At 66.4% G+C, this 15,811-nt stretch carries 18 protein-coding genes, 1 tRNA gene and 2 pseudogenes; 8 read left to right on the top strand and 13 right to left on the bottom strand.

Going from position 1 to position 15,811, the window contains the following annotated elements; all coding sequences use genetic code 11:
- Positions 1 to 47: 47 nt before the first annotated feature.
- The 4 genes from JT720_RS01500 to JT720_RS01485 all read right to left on the bottom strand — a co-directional run bounded on the left by JT720_RS01500 (position 48) and on the right by JT720_RS01485 (position 3,276).
- On the bottom strand, positions 48 to 953 hold the full coding sequence (locus JT720_RS01500; RefSeq protein WP_205478855.1) for an NAD-dependent epimerase/dehydratase family protein: 906 nt from the start codon (positions 951 to 953) through the stop codon (positions 48 to 50).
- Positions 950 to 1,990, bottom strand: coding sequence for a GTPase ObgE (obgE, locus tag JT720_RS01495; RefSeq protein WP_205478854.1), 1,041 nt, complete (start codon positions 1,988 to 1,990; stop codon positions 950 to 952). Before obgE ends, JT720_RS01500 begins: the two co-directional genes overlap by 4 nt.
- A gap of 44 nt (positions 1,991 to 2,034) precedes the next feature.
- Positions 2,035 to 2,442, bottom strand: coding sequence for a DUF6356 family protein (locus tag JT720_RS01490; RefSeq protein WP_205478850.1), 408 nt, complete (start codon positions 2,440 to 2,442; stop codon positions 2,035 to 2,037).
- 81 nt (positions 2,443 to 2,523) lie between these two features.
- Positions 2,524 to 3,276 (bottom strand): sulfite exporter TauE/SafE family protein, encoded by a 753-nt coding sequence (locus tag JT720_RS01485; protein ID WP_205478848.1) that lies wholly within the window; start codon positions 3,274 to 3,276, stop codon positions 2,524 to 2,526.
- Positions 3,277 to 3,436: 160 nt separating this feature from the next.
- On the opposite strand from JT720_RS01485, the gene cysE reads away from it, so the two are divergent.
- Both cysE and JT720_RS01475 read left to right on the top strand, forming a co-directional pair.
- Positions 3,437 to 4,123, top strand: a complete 687-nt coding sequence (gene cysE, locus JT720_RS01480; RefSeq protein ID WP_237219609.1) for a serine O-acetyltransferase — start codon at positions 3,437 to 3,439, stop codon at positions 4,121 to 4,123.
- The gene (locus tag JT720_RS01475) at positions 4,120 to 4,461 is read left to right on the top strand and encodes a DUF2794 domain-containing protein (RefSeq protein WP_205478847.1); all 342 of its coding nucleotides are present in this window, start codon (positions 4,120 to 4,122) and stop codon (positions 4,459 to 4,461) included. The genes cysE and JT720_RS01475 overlap by 4 nt, the downstream gene beginning before the upstream one ends.
- Here JT720_RS01475 and JT720_RS01470 read toward each other — a convergent pair.
- The 5 genes from JT720_RS01470 to JT720_RS01450 all read right to left on the bottom strand — a co-directional run bounded on the left by JT720_RS01470 (position 4,458) and on the right by JT720_RS01450 (position 9,004).
- Positions 4,458 to 6,041 (bottom strand): MBL fold metallo-hydrolase RNA specificity domain-containing protein, encoded by a 1,584-nt coding sequence (locus tag JT720_RS01470; protein WP_205478846.1) that lies wholly within the window; start codon positions 6,039 to 6,041, stop codon positions 4,458 to 4,460. The two genes, JT720_RS01475 and JT720_RS01470, sit on opposite strands and share 4 nt — an antisense overlap.
- An 81-nt stretch (positions 6,042 to 6,122) precedes the next feature.
- Positions 6,123 to 6,662 carry a transcription termination/antitermination protein NusG gene (gene nusG / locus JT720_RS01465; protein WP_205478842.1) on the bottom strand — a complete coding sequence of 180 codons (540 nt, stop codon included), beginning with the start codon at positions 6,660 to 6,662 and terminating at the stop codon, positions 6,123 to 6,125.
- 20 nt (positions 6,663 to 6,682) lie between these two features.
- Positions 6,683 to 6,880, bottom strand: coding sequence for a preprotein translocase subunit SecE (secE, locus tag JT720_RS01460; RefSeq protein ID WP_205478835.1), 198 nt, complete (start codon positions 6,878 to 6,880; stop codon positions 6,683 to 6,685).
- Positions 6,881 to 7,097: 217 nt separating this feature from the next.
- Positions 7,098 to 7,173 (bottom strand) — tRNA-Trp (locus JT720_RS01455).
- 67 nt (positions 7,174 to 7,240) lie between these two features.
- A complete protein-coding gene (locus tag JT720_RS01450) occupies positions 7,241 to 9,004 on the bottom strand; it encodes a fatty acyl-AMP ligase (protein WP_205478833.1) in 1,764 nt (587 codons plus the stop codon).
- 173 nt (positions 9,005 to 9,177) lie between these two features.
- Between JT720_RS01450 and JT720_RS01445 the strand changes: the two genes are divergently transcribed.
- The 5 genes and pseudogenes from JT720_RS01445 to JT720_RS01430 form a co-directional block, all read left to right on the top strand.
- A complete protein-coding gene (locus JT720_RS01445; protein ID WP_237219608.1) occupies positions 9,178 to 9,678 on the top strand; it encodes a regulatory protein RecX in 501 nt (166 codons plus the stop codon).
- 72 nt (positions 9,679 to 9,750) lie between these two features.
- On the top strand, positions 9,751 to 10,311 hold the full coding sequence (locus JT720_RS13710; RefSeq protein ID WP_237219607.1) for a cold shock domain-containing protein: 561 nt from the start codon (positions 9,751 to 9,753) through the stop codon (positions 10,309 to 10,311).
- Between the two features lie 149 nt (positions 10,312 to 10,460).
- Complete coding sequence (locus JT720_RS13705) at positions 10,461 to 10,793, top strand: DUF192 domain-containing protein (RefSeq protein WP_419555410.1); 333 nt, start codon at positions 10,461 to 10,463, stop codon at positions 10,791 to 10,793.
- 29 nt (positions 10,794 to 10,822) lie between these two features.
- On the top strand, positions 10,823 to 11,206 hold the full coding sequence (locus tag JT720_RS01435) for an NADH:ubiquinone oxidoreductase subunit NDUFA12 (RefSeq protein ID WP_205478828.1): 384 nt from the start codon (positions 10,823 to 10,825) through the stop codon (positions 11,204 to 11,206).
- Between the two features lie 141 nt (positions 11,207 to 11,347).
- Positions 11,348 to 11,590: pseudogene (locus JT720_RS01430) on the top strand (DUF2155 domain-containing protein); the annotation flags it as partial.
- A 35-nt stretch (positions 11,591 to 11,625) separates the two neighbouring features.
- On the opposite strand, the gene aat reads toward JT720_RS01430, so the two are convergent.
- Genes aat through aroQ form a run of 4 tightly spaced genes read right to left on the bottom strand, consistent with a single transcriptional unit; the run spans position 11,626 to position 14,753 of the window.
- Positions 11,626 to 12,372 (bottom strand): leucyl/phenylalanyl-tRNA--protein transferase, encoded by a 747-nt coding sequence (gene aat, locus JT720_RS01425; protein WP_205478827.1) that lies wholly within the window; start codon positions 12,370 to 12,372, stop codon positions 11,626 to 11,628.
- A 52-nt stretch (positions 12,373 to 12,424) separates the two neighbouring features.
- Positions 12,425 to 13,777, bottom strand: coding sequence for an acetyl-CoA carboxylase biotin carboxylase subunit (accC, locus tag JT720_RS01420; RefSeq protein WP_205478826.1), 1,353 nt, complete (start codon positions 13,775 to 13,777; stop codon positions 12,425 to 12,427).
- A 2-nt stretch (positions 13,778 to 13,779) separates the two neighbouring features.
- On the bottom strand, positions 13,780 to 14,289 hold the full coding sequence (accB, locus tag JT720_RS01415; protein ID WP_205478825.1) for an acetyl-CoA carboxylase biotin carboxyl carrier protein: 510 nt from the start codon (positions 14,287 to 14,289) through the stop codon (positions 13,780 to 13,782).
- Positions 14,290 to 14,321: 32 nt separating this feature from the next.
- Positions 14,322 to 14,753, bottom strand: coding sequence for a type II 3-dehydroquinate dehydratase (gene aroQ / locus JT720_RS01410; RefSeq protein WP_205478824.1), 432 nt, complete (start codon positions 14,751 to 14,753; stop codon positions 14,322 to 14,324).
- Between the two features lie 37 nt (positions 14,754 to 14,790).
- Here aroQ and thiS point away from each other — a divergent pair.
- Positions 14,791 to 15,808: pseudogene (thiS, locus tag JT720_RS01400) on the top strand (sulfur carrier protein ThiS).
- Positions 15,809 to 15,811 lie beyond the last annotated feature (3 nt).

Raw genomic sequence — 15,811 nt, 5'->3', positions numbered from 1 at the left:
ACGGCCGTCGGAGGAAAAGGCCCGGGCGTGCGCCGTCCCCGAACGGCTCAAAGCCAGCCGTGCTTGCAATACCATTCCGCGGTGGCGCGCAGCCCTGCGTCGGCGTCGATCCGCGGCTGCCACAGCTCGGCGGGCGGGCGCTTGTCCGGAGACACGACCCAGTCCGGGTGGCAGAAATAGGCGGCACGGTCGGCGGTCAGCTTGGACTTGGATCGTCGCAGCAGGCCGTCGATACGGGCACCGGCCCGGATCAGCGGAGCGGGCACATGGAAGCTGATGGCGCGGCGATCCTGCGCGTCGGCCAGGGCGCTGGCGAATTCCTTGTGGGTATACCCGCCGGGCCGCCCGTCGTCGGGTTCCAGCACCCGCTGACTGGGCGCTGATGGGTCGGCGAGCGCCAGGAGGAGCCGGGCGAGGTCGTCGACGTGGATCAACGACAACCGGCCCGCGGGAGGAAGCGGGACCACCCCCATGGCCGCCGCCTTGAACAGCTCCAGCGTCTCGCGGTCGCCCGGCCCGTAGACCGCCGGCGGGCGGACGACGATCCAGTCCAGGCCCGAGCGCATGACCAGCTCTTCGGAGCGGGCCTTTGAGCCGCCGTAATGCGACAGAGCAGGTTCACGGGCAGCGAGCGAGGAAACATGCACGAACCGGCGAAGGCCGGCCGCGGTGGCCGCGGCGAGCACCGCCAGGGTTCCCGCGACATTTCCAGTCTCGAAAGCGGCGGGATCGCGCGCGGTGATCACGCCTGCCACATGGATGACTGCATCGGCGTCGTCGACCAGCCGAGTGAGGGCGCCGCGGTCCTCCAGCGATCCGTCAATCCAGCGGATTCCTTCGCGGTCCTTCCGGGGACGACGGGTGAGGGCGTTCACCTGGTGCCCCGCCGCCACTGCCAACTCCAGCAGGCGAGCGCCTACGAAGCCGGTGCCCCCCGTCACCGCCAGCCTCATAAAGGAGACCAGTCCGCTTCCGTTGACGCTTCCTCGATCTTCTCCTGCGGAGCGCCCAGCCGATCGATCAGGGCATCGAGCAGCGCCTCGACACCGTCGCCGGTGGCAGCCGAGATCACCCAGGGTTCGCTCCCGCACACCTCGGACAGGGCAGTCCGGACCTCGGCAAGCTGTTCCTCGTCCACCAGGTCCGCGCGGCTGAGTGCCACTACCTCCGGCTTGTCCTCGAGGCCCGCGCCATAGGCTTCGAGCTCCCCGCGGACCACTTGATACGCCTCGACCGGGTCCTCGCCCGCCGCATCGACAAGATGCAGTAGGACCTTGGTTCGTTCGACATGGCCCAGAAAGCGGTCGCCGATCCCGGCGCCTTCCGCCGCGCCCTCGATCAAACCCGGAATATCGGCCAGCACGAACTCCCGTCCCTTGTGCTGGACCACGCCCAGTTGCGGCCGCAGTGTCGTGAACGGATAGGCGCCCACCTTCGCCACGGCGTTGGTCGTGCGGTTCAGCAGGGTCGACTTGCCGGCGTTCGGAAGCCCGATCAGGCCCACGTCGGCAAGCAGTTTCAGCCGCAGCCAGACCCACAGCTCCTCACCCGGCCAACCCGTGCCATGCTGGCGCGGAGCACGGTTGGTGGACGTCTTGTAGCTGGCGTTCCCCCGGCCACCGTCGCCGCCTTTCAGGAAGACAAGCCGCTGGCCTTCCTCGGTCAGGTCCGCCAGGAGGGTGCGGTCCTCGTCGTCCGCCAGGATCTGCGTGCCCACTGGCACCTTGATCACTAGGTCCTCGCCACCCGCGCCGGTTCGATTGCTTCCGGAGCCACCCTTTCCGCGTGGAGCCCGGAAATGCTGCGTGTAGCGGAAGTCGATCAGCGTATTCAGGCCCGGAACGGCCTCGAAGATGATATCGCCGCCCTTGCCGCCTTCACCGCCGTCCGGCCCGCCATACTCGATGAACTTCTCACGCCGGAAGCTGACGGCTCCCGGGCCGCCCGCGCCGGAGCGTATGTAGATCTTGGCCTGGTCGAGGAAATGCATCGCGCCGACTTAGGCGCAGACGCTCCGAATTGCCACCGACGGGGCTATTCCACCGGGTCCAATCCGGGGTTGGTCCACAGATAGGCGATCGGAACCCCCAAAGTCAGACAAACGATCGGCGCGGCGAAGGCAGCATGCATGCTCAACAGCGACATGGCCGCAACCACCGGCGTTGCGAGCGCAACCAGGAGCACGAGGGTCAGGGCACCCGAGGACTCGCGCGCTGCCTGTTGCACTTGGGACCGGTCACCGAACAGCCGGGTCAGCCGATCTACCATGCGGCTCGCCGTGGTGGTGCACAGGGCGGGCACCAACGCATGGACCACGCAGGCCAGTCCCGCGCCGATCAGCATCAGCCCGACAAGCACCGCAAACCGCAGATGCTGAAAATATCCTTCGCCCGCTTGCTCCAGATGGAGCTGGCTCTCTGACAATGCGCTACGCTGTTTCATCGCCCTCATGCCAGCGGCAAAACGCCAAGGGGTCAACCGGTTCCACGCTGGCCTGCCGACTGGCGACGACGAACGGTCCGCTCACGACAGCAGGAACCGGTACAACCCGTAGCCGCTGGTCGCCGTCAGCACGATCCCGACCAGGACGAGCAGCTTGTCCGCTTCGACCCGCTTGGCGATGATTGCACCCATGGGTGCCGCGATGATCCCCCCGATGAGCAGGCCGAGGATCGCCACCGTGAAGGCTTCCCAGCCGATCGTCGCGAGAAAGGTCGCCGAGATGGTGATGGTCAGGAAGAATTCGGCGGTGTTGACGGTCCCGATGGTCATGCGCGGCGTCGTGCCCTGGACCATCAGGTTGGACGTTACGATCGGCCCCCATCCGCCGCCCCCCGCCGCATCCAGGAACCCGCCGGCCAGGCCGAGCGGCTCGACGATCTTGGGCTCGCGTTCGACATGGCGGTGGGTCGCGCCGCGCCACAGGAGATAGATGCCGACTGCCAGAAGGTAGCCCAGCACGAACGGACGCGCCTTCTCCGCGTGGATGTTGCTGATGACATAGGCTCCGGCGATCCCGCCGATCACGCCCGGGATGACGATGCGCGCGAACAGCCTCCAGTTGACGTTGCGGTGCGCCACGTGGCTGATCGCGCTCACGCCCGTGGTGAAGCTCTCCACCGTGTGCACGCCGGCTGAAGCCGCCGCCGGGGGCACTCCCATGCTGACCAGCAGGGTCGAGCTGATCACGCCATAAGCCATGCCCAGCGCGCCATCGACCAGCTGCGCCGCGAACCCGATCAGGATGAAGGGAAGCAGAACGGCCGGGTCGGCCATGATCTCGGCAAAGATGGGCGGACCCTTTCCGCAGGATGCAAAACGGAGGGGCTTGTGCCCCAAGCCGGCACGTTCGCCAAGCACTCCTTCGGCGACATGCTGGCAATTGCGGTTATGGCGAATTACATTGCCTGCGGTTTGTCGCGAAGGACTTCGAGAGTTGGCGCTCGCCCTGTTCAACTATCTGGATAGCGTGAAGGCCCGCGACCCGGCTGCGCGAAGCCGCTGGGAAGTGCTGCTGTACCCGGGCGTGTGGGCGCTTGCCTTCCACCGCGTCGCGCACTGGCTCTACGGGGGGAAGCTGTACTTCCTCGCCCGCTTCGTGAACCATCTTGCGCGCTTCCTGACCGCGATCGATATCCATCCGGGTGCCAGGATCGGCAAAGGGTTCTTCATCGACCACGGCTTCACCGTCATCGGCGAAACCGCCGAGATCCACGATGATGTCACCATCTACCAGAACGTGACGCTGGGCGGGACCAACCCGTCGACCGGAGTCGGCGGCAAGCGGCATCCCACGTTGCGCTCAGGTGTCGTGATCGGCTCGGGTGCACAGGTGCTGGGACCGATCGAGGTCGGCGAGGGCGCTCGCGTCGGCGCGAATGCCGTGGTTACCAAGGACGTGCTGCCCAGCACCACGGTCGTCGGCATCCCGGCCAAGCCCGTGCCGATGGACGTGGTCCATTACAGCCCCGGCTTCGTGCCCTACGGCACGCCATGCGGGGAAGATTGTGATCCCGCCCGCGTCCGCCTTGCCGAGTTGGAGGCGCAGATCGACGCCCTCCGCAGCGAGGTCCAGGTCCTCAGAGCCATGCGCCAGGAGGCGCCGGAGAGCAAAGTTTCGTGAGCGTGATTGCGCCCTTTCCGGGCAACCCCAACGGCCGAGCCGTTGCCACCTTCGACAGACTGGAACTGCAAAGGATCCTCGATCTCTATGGCCGAATGGTCGCGGCGGGGCACTGGCGTGACTATGCGATGCATTTCGATCGCGATCTCGCCAGCTTCGCCGCTTTCCGGCGCGCGGCCGAGCGCCCCGACGTCCGCATCGAAAAGCGTCCTTCGCTGCGGGCGAAGCAGGGCGTCTGGGCCCTGATCGGCGAACATGGCGCCGTTCTCAAGCGCGGCCACGACCTGCAACCCGTCCTCGCTCCGCTCGAGCGGCGCCTCATCCGGCTGGTCGACTAGACCTTCCGCATCCGCTCATATTCGTCGAGCATGGCGCGCATCCGGGCCAAGGCTTCGCGCCGCCTGCCGGCATCCTCGATGTTCCGGAGCTTGCGCTTCAACTGCACGCTGAAATCCGCATAGTCGTTCTGCCAGTCCCGGCTCAGCATCTCTCTCAGGTCCGTGCGGCCGGTGGCAAGCCGTCGCGCGGCCGAGCCGGGAGGCAGCTCCCACAGTTCCCCGATCTCCGGCAGGATGACGCTGGTCGCCGGGCGGCCCTTCGTCAGAGACTTCTCGAGCGATCGCATCGCGGGCTCTTCCCCGTGGGTCAGGAACACGCTCCCGGCGATCGGCTGCCGTCCCGCGATCCAGCGCAGCAACTCGCTGCGGTCCGCGTGGGCGGAATAGCTGTCGATTCGCCGCACCTCCGCCCGGACCGCCACTTCCCGTCCGGAAATGCGGACGCGGGAGGCACCGTCCAGGATCTGCCGCCCAAGTGTCCCCGCGGCCTGGAAGCCGACGAACAGCACCGAAGAATCCCGCCGCGGCAGGTTGTTGACGAGGTGATGACGGATGCGCCCCGCCTCGCACATGCCGGACGCCGCCATGATGATCGCGCCCGACATGGCATTCAGCCGGATAGATTGCTCCACCGTCTCCACGAAGTGGAAGGCGGGATGGCGGAACACATCCGTCCCCCCAAGGTCCTCCAGCTCCCGCGCGTGGCTCGCGAAGACGTGGGTGATCCGGCTCGCCAGCGGTGAATCGATGAACACCTGCGGGCGGGCGACCTCGCCGCGGTTGATGAGCGTCGCAATGTCGAGCAGCAGCTCCTGCGTGCGTTCCAGCGCGAACGTCGGGATCACGAGGTTGCCGCCCTTGGCCAGAGCTCGTTCAATCTCCGCCTTCAGCAGCCCTCGCCGCTGGTCGATCGGTACGTCCTCCCGCTCGCGGTCCCCGTAGGTGCTCTCGCACAGCAGGTGATCCAAGCCGCGCGGCGCATCCGGATCGGCATGGAAAGCCTTGTTGTCCGGCCCCAGGTCGCCGGAAAAGAGCAGCCGCGACCCGCCCGCCTCGATCTCGGCCGACGCTGAGCCGAGGATATGCCCCGCGTTCCACAGCCGCGCGCGGATGCCGGTTGCCGGCTCGAACCAGTGCTTGAGGTCCACCACCTCGATCAGCTCGCATGCGCGCAGCGCATCTGCCTCGGTGTAGAGCGGCTCGATCGGCTCCTCGTCGCGCCGGTCCGGTCGCCGGTTTCGGCGCTCCGCTTCATATTCCTGGATGCGGCCGGCATCCGGAAGCATGTGGCCGAGCAGGTCTGCCGTCGCGCGCGTGCAGATGATCGGCCCACGGAACCCTTCTGCCGCCAGGCGCGGCAAGAGGCCGCTATGATCGATATGCGCGTGGGTCAGGATCAGCGCATCCGCCGCCCGCGGGTCGAACCCGAGCGGCTCCCGGTTCAGCGCTTCGAGCGAGCGGGGCCCCTGGAACAGCCCGCAGTCGATCAGGATGCGGCTGCTGCCGATCCGCAGCTCATAGCAGGATCCCGTGACGGTCTGCGCAGCGCCGTGAAAGGTGAGGGTGGGGACGTCGACCATCCCTTGCTGCTAGGCGAGGCGGACCGAACGGAAAAGGGCCGCCCGAGCGGACGACCCTTTGTTGATCCAGATCAGAACAGCTTACTTGACCAGCTCGACCTGCTCGAACTCGAGCTCGACGGGGGTCGCACGGCCGAAGATCGACACCCCGACCTTGACCCGTCCGCGGTCGAAATCGAGCTCCTCGACCACCCCGTTGAAGGTCGCGAAGGGGCCGTCGAGCACCTTCACCGCATCGCCGATCTCGTAATCGACGCTGACCTTCTGCTTCGGTGCGTTGGCGGCCGCCTCTTCCTTGGTGCTGAGCATCCGCGCGGCCTGCGCGTCCGGGATCGCCTGCGGCTTGCCGTTCGGCCCTAGGAAGCCCGTCACCTTGGGCGTGTTCTTGACGAGGTGATAGACCTGGTCGCTCATCTCCAGCTTCGCCAGGACGTAGCCCGGCATGAACTTGCGCTCGCTCTCGACCCGCTTGCCGCGCTTCACCTCGGTGATGGTCTCGGTCGGAACCTCGATCGCCTCGACGAGGCGCTCCAGGCCAAGGCGCTTCGCCTCGGACTGGATCGAGTCCTTCACCTTGTTCTCGAACCCGGAATAAGCGTGGATGATGTACCAGCGGGACATGGCAGCCTTCGTGTCTTGGATCAGCCGAGCAGGCCGAGGAGGAACTGAACGATCGCCGAGAAGGCGGAATCGACCGTGAAGAAGAACAAGGCAAGCAGCGCCGTCATGATGAACACCATCACAGCCGTGACCCACGTCTCCTTGCCGGTGGGCCAAACGACCTTGCTGGCTTCGACGCGCACCTGCCGGATGAATTCACCGGGAGAGACTTTCGCCACGTTCGTGCTTCCTCGCGAGAGATAGAAAAACGAGGTCCGCGGGGGCTTCCCGCCGGACCTCGGACTGGCGCGATGTAGCGCGGAACCCCGGAAGCTTCAAGCAGCCGTCACGGAAGTGAATTCCATGACGTCGAAGCTCGCTCCGCGAGCCGGGCCGGCTGCTCCGCGTCGGCTTCGCCGACCGGCTCCGAGCTTCGCTACTCGCCTCGCTTCGGCCTGGCAGGGGCAGAGGGACTCGAACCCACGACCCTCGGTTTTGGAGACCGATGCTCTACCAACTGAGCTATACCCCTAGGCCTGGCTTGGCCCCCTTGAGGGCCGGGCGCGAGTTAACCCCGACGCCCACTCCGCGCAAGGCTGTTACGCGGCAATATCGTACGGCTGGATCTCGCCGGAGAGATAGAGGTTGCGCGCCTTGGTCCGGCTGAGCTTGCCCGAACTGGTGCGGGGCAGGGTGCGCGGCGGGATCAGCTCGACGACGGGCGAGATGCCGGTGATAGCCCGCACCCGCTCCTTGATATCGTCGCGCAGCTTGCCCCGCTCCTCGGGGTCCGACACCCGGCAGTGCACCAGGACGGCCGGCTGCTCCTCGCCCGTTGGGCCGGTGATCGCGAACGCCGCGATGTCGCCGGACTTGAAGCCGGGCAGCTGCTCGACCGCCCACTCGATATCCTGCGGCCAGTGGTTCCGGCCGTTGATGATGATCATGTCCTTGGCGCGGCCGACGATGAAGATGTAGCCGCCCGACAGATACCCCATGTCGCCGGTGTCCAGCCAACCGCCCTGCATGCACGCGTCGGTGGCCTCCTGGTCACGGAAATAGCCGACCATCACGCTGGCGCCGCGAACCCAGACCTTGCCGATCGCCCGATCGGGCAGGGGCGAGCCGTCCGCGTCCCGGATCTCGATCTCCATGCCCTTCACGGCCTTGCCGCAATTGACGATGGCACGGTAGCGGCGCGGACGTTCCTGGGCCGGGGTGCCCACGCCCGAGAGCTCGCTTTCCTCTACCAATTCGATCCGGATGCCTTCGCCCGGCGGCATCAGGCTAACGGCAAGGGTGGCCTCGGCCAGTCCGTAGCTGGGGCAAAAGGCCTGCGCCTTGAAGCCGGCGTCGGCGAACGCATCCACGAACGCCTGCATGACGTCGGGCCGGATCATGTCGGCGCCATTGCCCGCCACCCGCCAGCGCGACAAGTCGAACCGCTCGGACGACTTCAGCTGGCTCGACATGCGGCGGGCGCAGATATCGTAGCCGAAGGTCGGCGAATAAGAGACGGTGTTGCCGGGATTGCGGCTGATCATGTCCAGCCACGCTAGCGGACGGCGCGCGAAATCCTCCGTCTTAAGATAATCGACGCTGATCTGGTTCGCGAGCGGCGACAGCATGCACCCGACCAGGCCCATGTCATGGTACCACGGCAGCCACGACACGCAGCGGTCGCGCTCCTCGACCTGCAGGCCCGTGCCATGGGCGTGAAGATTGTCGAGCAGCGCATGGTGCGTGACTGCCACACCATGGGGAAAACGGGTCGAGCCGCTGCTGTACTGGAGATAGGCGATCTCCTGTGGGTCCGCGGCCGGCAGGTCGCCCGTGCTCGGCTCGATTGCCGCCAGGCTTTCCCAGACGCGACCGGCGACGCCCTGCTGGCGAGCGGCCTCGGCGCAGAAGCCCTCAAGCTCGGCCGGATAGAGGAAGAGCGCCGGATCGCTGCTCTGCAGCATCACCTTCAGCTGCTCGACGTACGCTTCGCGCCCGCCGAAGCTGGTCGGCAGGGGCAGGGGAACAGGCCACAGGCCGGCGTAGATCGCGCCGAAGAAACAGGCGGCAAACTCGGGCCCGGTCTCCGCGATCAGCGCCAGTCGATCCGACTTCTTCAGGCCCAGCGCCATGAACCGGCGGGCGGCGGCCAGCGCATCCTCGCGCAGTTCGGAATAGGGATAGGCACGGGCCAGCGACCCACGCGCATCGTGAAAGTTCATGCCCCGCGATCCTTGCGCGGCATAGTCCAGCGCCTGCCCGAGCGTCTCGAAATCCGCGATCCGCCGCGGCAGCGTATCAAGGGTGGGGGTCGCGCCCGCAGGAGCGAGGCCGGCTGAGCTGAGGGTCTGACGGTCGAGCACGCCGATCTTTCCTGAAAACTGAATTGCACTCAAGCTGGGCGACCCAAACAGGGACGCCGGTTCTCTCTCCCGGGACACTGTGGCACAATCAAGGCGTGGATAAGGACGGAAACGGCGAGAATCGGCGCAGCGGTGGGCGCAAGCGACCACTCAGGCCGCTTGGCCACACGAGCTTGAGCGAGCTTGCGCTGCGCTATGTGTCGCGCTTTGCGACCACCCGCGCGAAGCTCCTGTCCTACCTGCAGCGAAAGCTCCGGGAGCGGGGCTGGGAGGGCACAGACGAGCCCGACATCGAGGGCTTGGTCTCGCGCATTGCGGAGCTCGGCTACGTCAATGACGAAGCTTATGCGCTCGCCAAGGCCGGTTCACTCTCCGCTCGGGGCTATGGTCAGGCAAGGGTGCGGCAGGCCCTGCGTGTCGCGGGAGTCGACGAAGAGGACGGAGCTTCAGCCCGAAATCTTGCCAGGGAACAGGCCGCGGATGCCGCCCTCCGCTTCGCTCGCCGCAAGCGCATTGGTCCCTTTGCCGTATCGCCAGCGGACCCTCGGATGCGAGAGAAGTCCCTGGCAGCCATGATCCGGGCCGGCCATGATTTTGCCCTCGCCCGGGCGATCGTCAGTGCCGAACCAGGGGAGACCATTACCTCCGAAGAATTGCTGGAAGCACGGTCATAACGTCGCCTTAACGTTTTGTAACTCGGGAGCTGCCGTGTTATGGGTAGCATTGTGCAACCGGAAGTGGCGTCCATGACAGACATCGCGCGTCCCGAGCCTTCCATGGAGGTTCCTGGGCCGGATCCTGTGCACGTCTCCGGCCAGGTGAAATGGTTCGATGCCACGCGCGGCTTCGGCTTCGTGATCAGCGATGGTTGCGAGGGCGACATCCTTCTTCATTTCAGTGTGCTGAAGGAACACAAGCGCCGCAGCCTGCCTGAGGGCGCCCTTGTGGAATGCGAGGTCGTGCGGCAGAACCGCGGGCTTCAGGCGACCCGTGTGCTGTCGATCGACCTGAGCACTGCCACCGTTGTTCGCCCGCCGACCACTGCGAGTCCGGCGGACCGGGCGGACCGCCAGGCGCTGATCGACGAAGCCGGGGCGTTCGAGCCGGTGGAGGTGAAGTGGTTCAATCGCGTCAAGGGCTATGGTTTCGTCAATCGGCCTGGCCAGCCCGAGAACGATATCTTCCTCCACATGGAAACGGTTCGCCGGGCGGCGGCGGGGGACCTGCAGCCGGGTCAGACGCTCGAAGCGCGGATCGCGAAGGGCAAGAAGGGGCTGACCGCCGTCGACCTTCGCTTGCCCGAATAGCCGCGGCCGCTCTCGTTCTTCCCCTTACCCTCGGCGCGGCCGCGTGCCAGCCGCAGGCGAGCGACACCCCCGTCGAGCAGAGCGTCGCCGGCCTCGAGCAGGTCCCGCTCACCATCCGCACCAGCGCCGGCCGGGAGCACCGCTTTGTGGTGGAGGTCGCGCGCAGCGATGCGGAGCAGGCTCAGGGCCTGATGAACCGGGAAAGCCTGGCGGCGGACCGGGGAATGATCTTCCCGTTCCCGGCTCCCAAGGAGGCGAGCTTCTGGATGAAGAACACGCTCATTCCGCTCGACATGATCTTCATCCGGGAAGACGGCACGATCGCTCGCATCGAATCGAACACCGTTCCCTTGAGCCTTGAGCCCGTCCTCAGCCTCGAACCCGTGGCCGCGGTCCTGGAACTGGCCGGCGGCCGCACCGCCGAACTGGGGATTCAGGCCGGTGACCGGGTGACCTGGCAGGGCGGACCTGCCTTGCGCTGACGGGCGTTACGCGCCAGAGGCTGCCGGCCATGGGACTCTTGGGATCGATCTTCACCTGGTGGAACGGCGCAACCATTGGAACTGCGCTGTGGACTCGCCGGCATGGCGAGGAAGTCGGCCGTGACGAGAACGGCAACATCTACTACCGCCACCGCAAGGATCCTGGCCGCCGCTGGGTGATCTACAGCGGCAGCAACGACGCCAGCCGCACGCCTCCGGGCTGGTCGAGCTGGCTTCGCGGACAGATCGAAGACGTGCCCTCGAAGTCGCTCCCTCCGCGGCGCCCCTTTGAAAAGGACGGCAAGGAAAACTTGACCGGGACCGATGACGCCTACCGTCCCGCCGGTTCCCTGTCCCGCGGCGGCAAGCGCGCGGCGGCGACCGGCGACTACCAGGCCTGGACTCCCGAATAGGTGCGCACGCCCGTCCTGACCGCCTGTCTGGTCCTGGCGCTCGCCGGCTGCCGACAAGGCCAGCAACCTTCCGGAGAGCCGGGCAATGACCAGCAGCCCGCGGCAACGGCCGTGCCGATCCGGGAAGCACTGCCCGCGGGCATGACCCCGATGAACGAGCGGGTCGCGGTGCTCGGGTTTCTGAACAAGCGAAACGGCATCGCGCGGGACATCACGCTCAAACCCGGTCAATCCATTCGAATTCGGGATGCAATCGTGCGACTTCGGGCGTGCGAAACGACGCCGCCGTGGTCTTTTGACAAACTTACGGGCGCGTTTGTGCAACTCGACGTGTCACAACCGGGCGGTGGTTGGAGCCGCGTCTTCTCCGGTTGGCTCTACAAGGAATCGCCTTCGCTCAACGTCGTCGAGCACCCCGTCTACGACGTCTGGCCCAAGAGCTGCGTGATGAACTTCCCTGATGCCGCCGAGTCGGCCGCGGCTCCCGCTTCCTCGAGCAGCCGCTCCAGTGCACGGAACTCCGGAGGTGCGACTCGGTCCGCGCCAGCGCCCGCTGACGCTCCGGCTGCGGCACCTCCACCCACTCCGGACCCGCTGACCGAAGTCCCCACCGCGGCGCCCAGCAACGCCACGTAAGCCGACCTCGGGATTGTCACGGCGCCCAGGCTGGCGAGGTGCTCCGTCATGAACTGGCAATCAAGCAGCGCAAAGCCGCCGACCTTCAGTCTCGCAACCAGCCAGGCGAGCGCGACCTTGGACGCATCGGTCCGACGGCTGAACATGCTTTCACCGAAGAACGCGCGACCGAGGCGCACGCCGTAAAGCCCACCCACCAGGTCAGGCCCCTGCCAGACCTCCACCGAATGGGCGCGGTCCCGTCCATGCAGCTCAAGCACGGCCTCCTCGATGGCTGGATTGATCCAGGTTTCCTCCCGGTCCGCGCAGGCCACCACCACCTCATGGAAGGCGCAATCCAGGGTCACCCGGAACCTGCCCGACCGCAGCCGCTTGGCGAGGGAACGCGACAGGTGGAAGCCGTCCAGCGGGAGAATCGCCCGATAGCGGGGTTCCACCCAGTAAAGGTCCTCGGCCTCCCGGCTGTCAGCCATGGGAAAGACCCCGGTCGCATAACCTTGCAGCAGCAGGCGGGAATCGAGGCGAGTCATGCCGCTCCCGTCTATGACGGCTTGGATGCGCGTTGTCAGCGCACCCTGCAGGTCAGTTGCGCTGATCCTCGAGCCAGCGCTCCAGCCACTTGATGGTGTAGTCACCAGATTGGAACGCTTCGTCCTGGATCACTCGCTGGTGGAGCGGGATGGTGGTCTTCATCCCCTCCACCACGAACTCCTCCAGCGCCCGCTTCAGCCGCATGATGCAGCGTTCGCGAGTGGTGCCGTAAACGATCAGCTTGCCGATCATGCTGTCGTAGTAGGGCGGCACGCGGTAGCCGGCGTAGAGGCCGCTATCCACGCGGACGTGCATGCCGCCGGGCGCGACATAGTTCTTCACCAGGCCGGGCGAGGGAGCGAAGGTCTGCGGGTCCTCGGCATTGATGCGGCACTCGATAGCGTGGCCGTGGAGGCGAATGTCCTCCTGCCGGCAGCTGAGCCCCTCGCCCTGCGCAACGCGGATTTGCTCGCGCACCAGGTCGATGCCGCTGATCATCTCGGTGACCGGATGCTCGACCTGGAGGCGGGTGTTCATCTCGATGAAGTAGAACTGGCCGTCCTCGTAGAGGAACTCGATGGTGCCCGCGCCGCGATAGCCCATGTCAGCCATCGCCCTGGCGACGATCCCCCCCATCTCCGCGCGCTGCTCGGCGGAGATGACCGGGGAGGGGGCCTCCTCTATGACCTTCTGATGGCGGCGCTGGATGGAGCAGTCGCGCTCACCGAGGTGGATGGCGCTGCCTTCGCCGTCGCCGAACACCTGGAACTCGATGTGCCGCGGGTCGCCAAGGTACTTCTCCATGTAGACGGTGTCGTCGCCGAACGCCGCCTTCGCCTCGGATGCGGCCTGCATCATCAGGCTCTCGAGCTGATCCTCGGACGGCACCACCTTCATGCCGCGGCCACCGCCACCGGATGCGGCCTTGATCAGGACGGGGTAGCCGATTTCCTTGGCGACCGCGTGCGCCTCCTCAACCGTCTCCAGCGGTCCCGGCGAGCCGGGCACCAGTGGCAGGCCAAGCCTGGCGGCGGTGCGCTTCGCCTCGACCTTGTCCCCCATGACGCGGATGTGCTCGGGCTTGGGGCCGACCCAGATAAGGTTGTGGAGCTCGACGATCTCGGCGAACTGCGCGTTCTCGGACAGGAAGCCGTAGCCCGGGTGGATGGCGTCGGCGTGGACGATCTCGGCTGCAGAGATGATGTTGGGGATGTTGAGATAGCTGTCGGTCGCCGGCGGCGGGCCGATGCACACCGTCTCGTCGGCGAGGCGGACGTGCATGGCGTCGGCGTCGGCAGTGGAATGCACGGCGACGGTCTTGATGCCCATCTCGTGCGCCGCGCGATGGATGCGCAGCGCGATCTCGCCGCGATTGGCGATCAGCAGCTTGGTGATCTTGCGCATGGTTATTCGATGACAACGAGCGGCTGGTCGAACTCGACCGGCTGGGCGTTGGCGACGAGCACCTGCCTGACCGTGCCGGCACGGGGGGCGGTGATCGGGTTCATCACCTTCATCGCCTCGACGATGAGCAGTGTGTCGCCTTCCTTGACCGGCTGGCCGGGGGTGACGAACGGCTTCGCGCCGGGCTCCGGCGTCAGGTAGCAGGTGCCGACCATCGGCGAGCGGACGAGGTCGCCGGCGGGCAGGCTCTCGGCCGCGGCGGATGCCTCGCTGGCGGCGCCGGTGGGAGTGGAGGGATGCGCGGGAGCCGCGACTGGGGCGGCAGCCATGGGCACCGCGTGCACTGCGGGCCCGGCCGTGAACAGCTCGCGCCGGACCTTGATCTTGCGATCGCCGTCTTCGACCTCGATTTCCGTCAGCTCATTCGCGCTCAGCAATTCTGCGAGTTCGCGCACCAGCGCGCTGTCAACGCGCATCTGGTTTCCGCCGCTGCCGGTCTTTTCGTCAGCCATGGTGTCTTCCCTGTGTTTTGGCGGCGCTCCTGTCAGAGCCGGGCCGCCGCGTCCAGTGCCAGCAGGTAGGAGAGAGCTCCGAAACCGCTGATGCAGCCTCTGCAAACGCCCGAGATCAGGCTTCGGCGGCGAAAGCTCTCGCGCGCCTGGGGATTGGAGAGATGCACCTCGATCACCGGCGTAGTCACCGCCGCGATCGCGTCCCGCAGCGCGACCGACGTATGGGTGAACCCTCCCGCATTCAGGATCACGGCCTGAGTTTCCGGCTCGCCGGCCTCTTGCATCCAGTCGATCAGATGCCCCTCATGGTTGGATTGACGGATGTCGACCTCGAGGCCCAGTTCTTCGGCGCGGGCATGAAGCCGCTGGGCGATTTCGTCGAGCGTGTCGGAACCGTAGACCTCCGGCTCGCGGGTACCGAGCAGATTGAGGTTGGGACCGTTGAGAACCAGAACCTTGCGCATTGCGGCGCTGCCTTCCGCCACCTAGATGCTCCAGTCAATGACGACCGAAACCGAAACCCACTCGATCAGCGTGAATGGCGAGCACCGGCGCGTCCCGGCGGGGACCACGGTGGCAGGTCTTGTGCAGCTGATCGGCTTCGATCCGGCCCGCGTCGCGGTGGAGCGCAACCTCGCCGTAGTTCCCCGCTCTACGCTGGGCGAGGTGCAGGTCGAGGACGGCGATGACTATGAGATCGTCCACTTCGTGGGCGGAGGTTGAGCCCATGAACGCACATCACCCAGTCGATGCCGACACCTGGACCGTCGCCGGGCGGACCTTTCGCTCGCGGCTGATCGTCGGCACCGGCAAGTACAAGAGTCTGGAGCAGAATGCCGCGGCTGTGGAGGCTTCAGGCGCGGAGATCGTTACCGTTGCAGTGCGCCGCGTGAACGTCAGCGATCCGAACGCGCCGATGCTTACGGACTATATCGACCCGAAGAGGGTCACCTACCTGCCCAACACCGCCGGGTGCTTCACCGCCGAGGAGGCGATCCGGACGCTGCGCCTTGCGCGCGAGGCGGGAGGCTGGACGCTCGTAAAGCTCGAGGTGCTGGCTGAGGCTAAGACGCTGTACCCGGACATGATCGAGACTGTCCGCGCCACGGAACTGCTGGCCAGAGAGGGTTTCGAGGTCATGGTCTATTGCACCGATGACCCGATCATGGCTCGTCGTTGCGAAGACGCCGGCGCAGTCGCAGTTATGCCGCTCGGCGCTCCGATCGGATCCGGCCTTGGCGTGCAGAACCCGGTAACCATCCGGTTGATCGTGGAGCAGGCGAAGGTACCGGTGCTGATCGATGCGGGCGTCGGCACCGCCAGCGATGCAGCGGCAGCGATGGAGCTTGGCTGCGACGGCGTGCTAATGAACACCGCCATTGCCGAGGCCAAGGACCCGATCCTGATGGCACGCGCAATGAAGGCAGCGGTCGAGGCGGGGCGTCTCGCCTACCGCGCCGGCCGCATGCAGAAGCGCCGCTACGCCGACCCATCAAGCCCGCTCGCCGGCCTTATCTAGGAA

The organism is Sphingomonas arenae (assembly GCF_016924655.1).
GTDB classification, from domain to species: domain Bacteria; phylum Pseudomonadota; class Alphaproteobacteria; order Sphingomonadales; family Sphingomonadaceae; genus Sphingomicrobium; species Sphingomicrobium arenae.
The sequence above is the reverse complement of the archived record's forward strand: the minus strand, read 5'-3'. Positions and strand labels throughout refer to the sequence as shown.

Coding starts and splice junctions, on each gene's coding strand:
- JT720_RS01500 (WP_205478855.1), bottom strand. CDS start 953: ATGAGGCTGGCGGTGACGGGGGGCACCGGCTTCGTAGGCGCTCGCCTG.
- obgE (WP_205478854.1), bottom strand. CDS start 1,990: ATGCATTTCCTCGACCAGGCCAAGATCTACATACGCTCCGGCGCGGGC.
- JT720_RS01490 (WP_205478850.1), bottom strand. CDS start 2,442: ATGAAACAGCGTAGCGCATTGTCAGAGAGCCAGCTCCATCTGGAGCAA.
- JT720_RS01485 (WP_205478848.1), bottom strand. CDS start 3,276: ATGGCCGACCCGGCCGTTCTGCTTCCCTTCATCCTGATCGGGTTCGCG.
- JT720_RS01470 (WP_205478846.1), bottom strand. CDS start 6,041: ATGGTCGACGTCCCCACCCTCACCTTTCACGGCGCTGCGCAGACCGTC.
- nusG (WP_205478842.1), bottom strand. CDS start 6,662: ATGTCCCGCTGGTACATCATCCACGCTTATTCCGGGTTCGAGAACAAG.
- JT720_RS13710 (WP_237219607.1), top strand. CDS start 9,751: ATGACAGACATCGCGCGTCCCGAGCCTTCCATGGAGGTTCCTGGGCCG.
- JT720_RS01435 (WP_205478828.1), top strand. CDS start 10,823: ATGGGACTCTTGGGATCGATCTTCACCTGGTGGAACGGCGCAACCATT.
- aat (WP_205478827.1), bottom strand. CDS start 12,372: ATGACTCGCCTCGATTCCCGCCTGCTGCTGCAAGGTTATGCGACCGGG.
- accC (WP_205478826.1), bottom strand. CDS start 13,777: ATGCGCAAGATCACCAAGCTGCTGATCGCCAATCGCGGCGAGATCGCG.
- accB (WP_205478825.1), bottom strand. CDS start 14,289: ATGGCTGACGAAAAGACCGGCAGCGGCGGAAACCAGATGCGCGTTGAC.
- aroQ (WP_205478824.1), bottom strand. CDS start 14,753: ATGCGCAAGGTTCTGGTTCTCAACGGTCCCAACCTCAATCTGCTCGGT.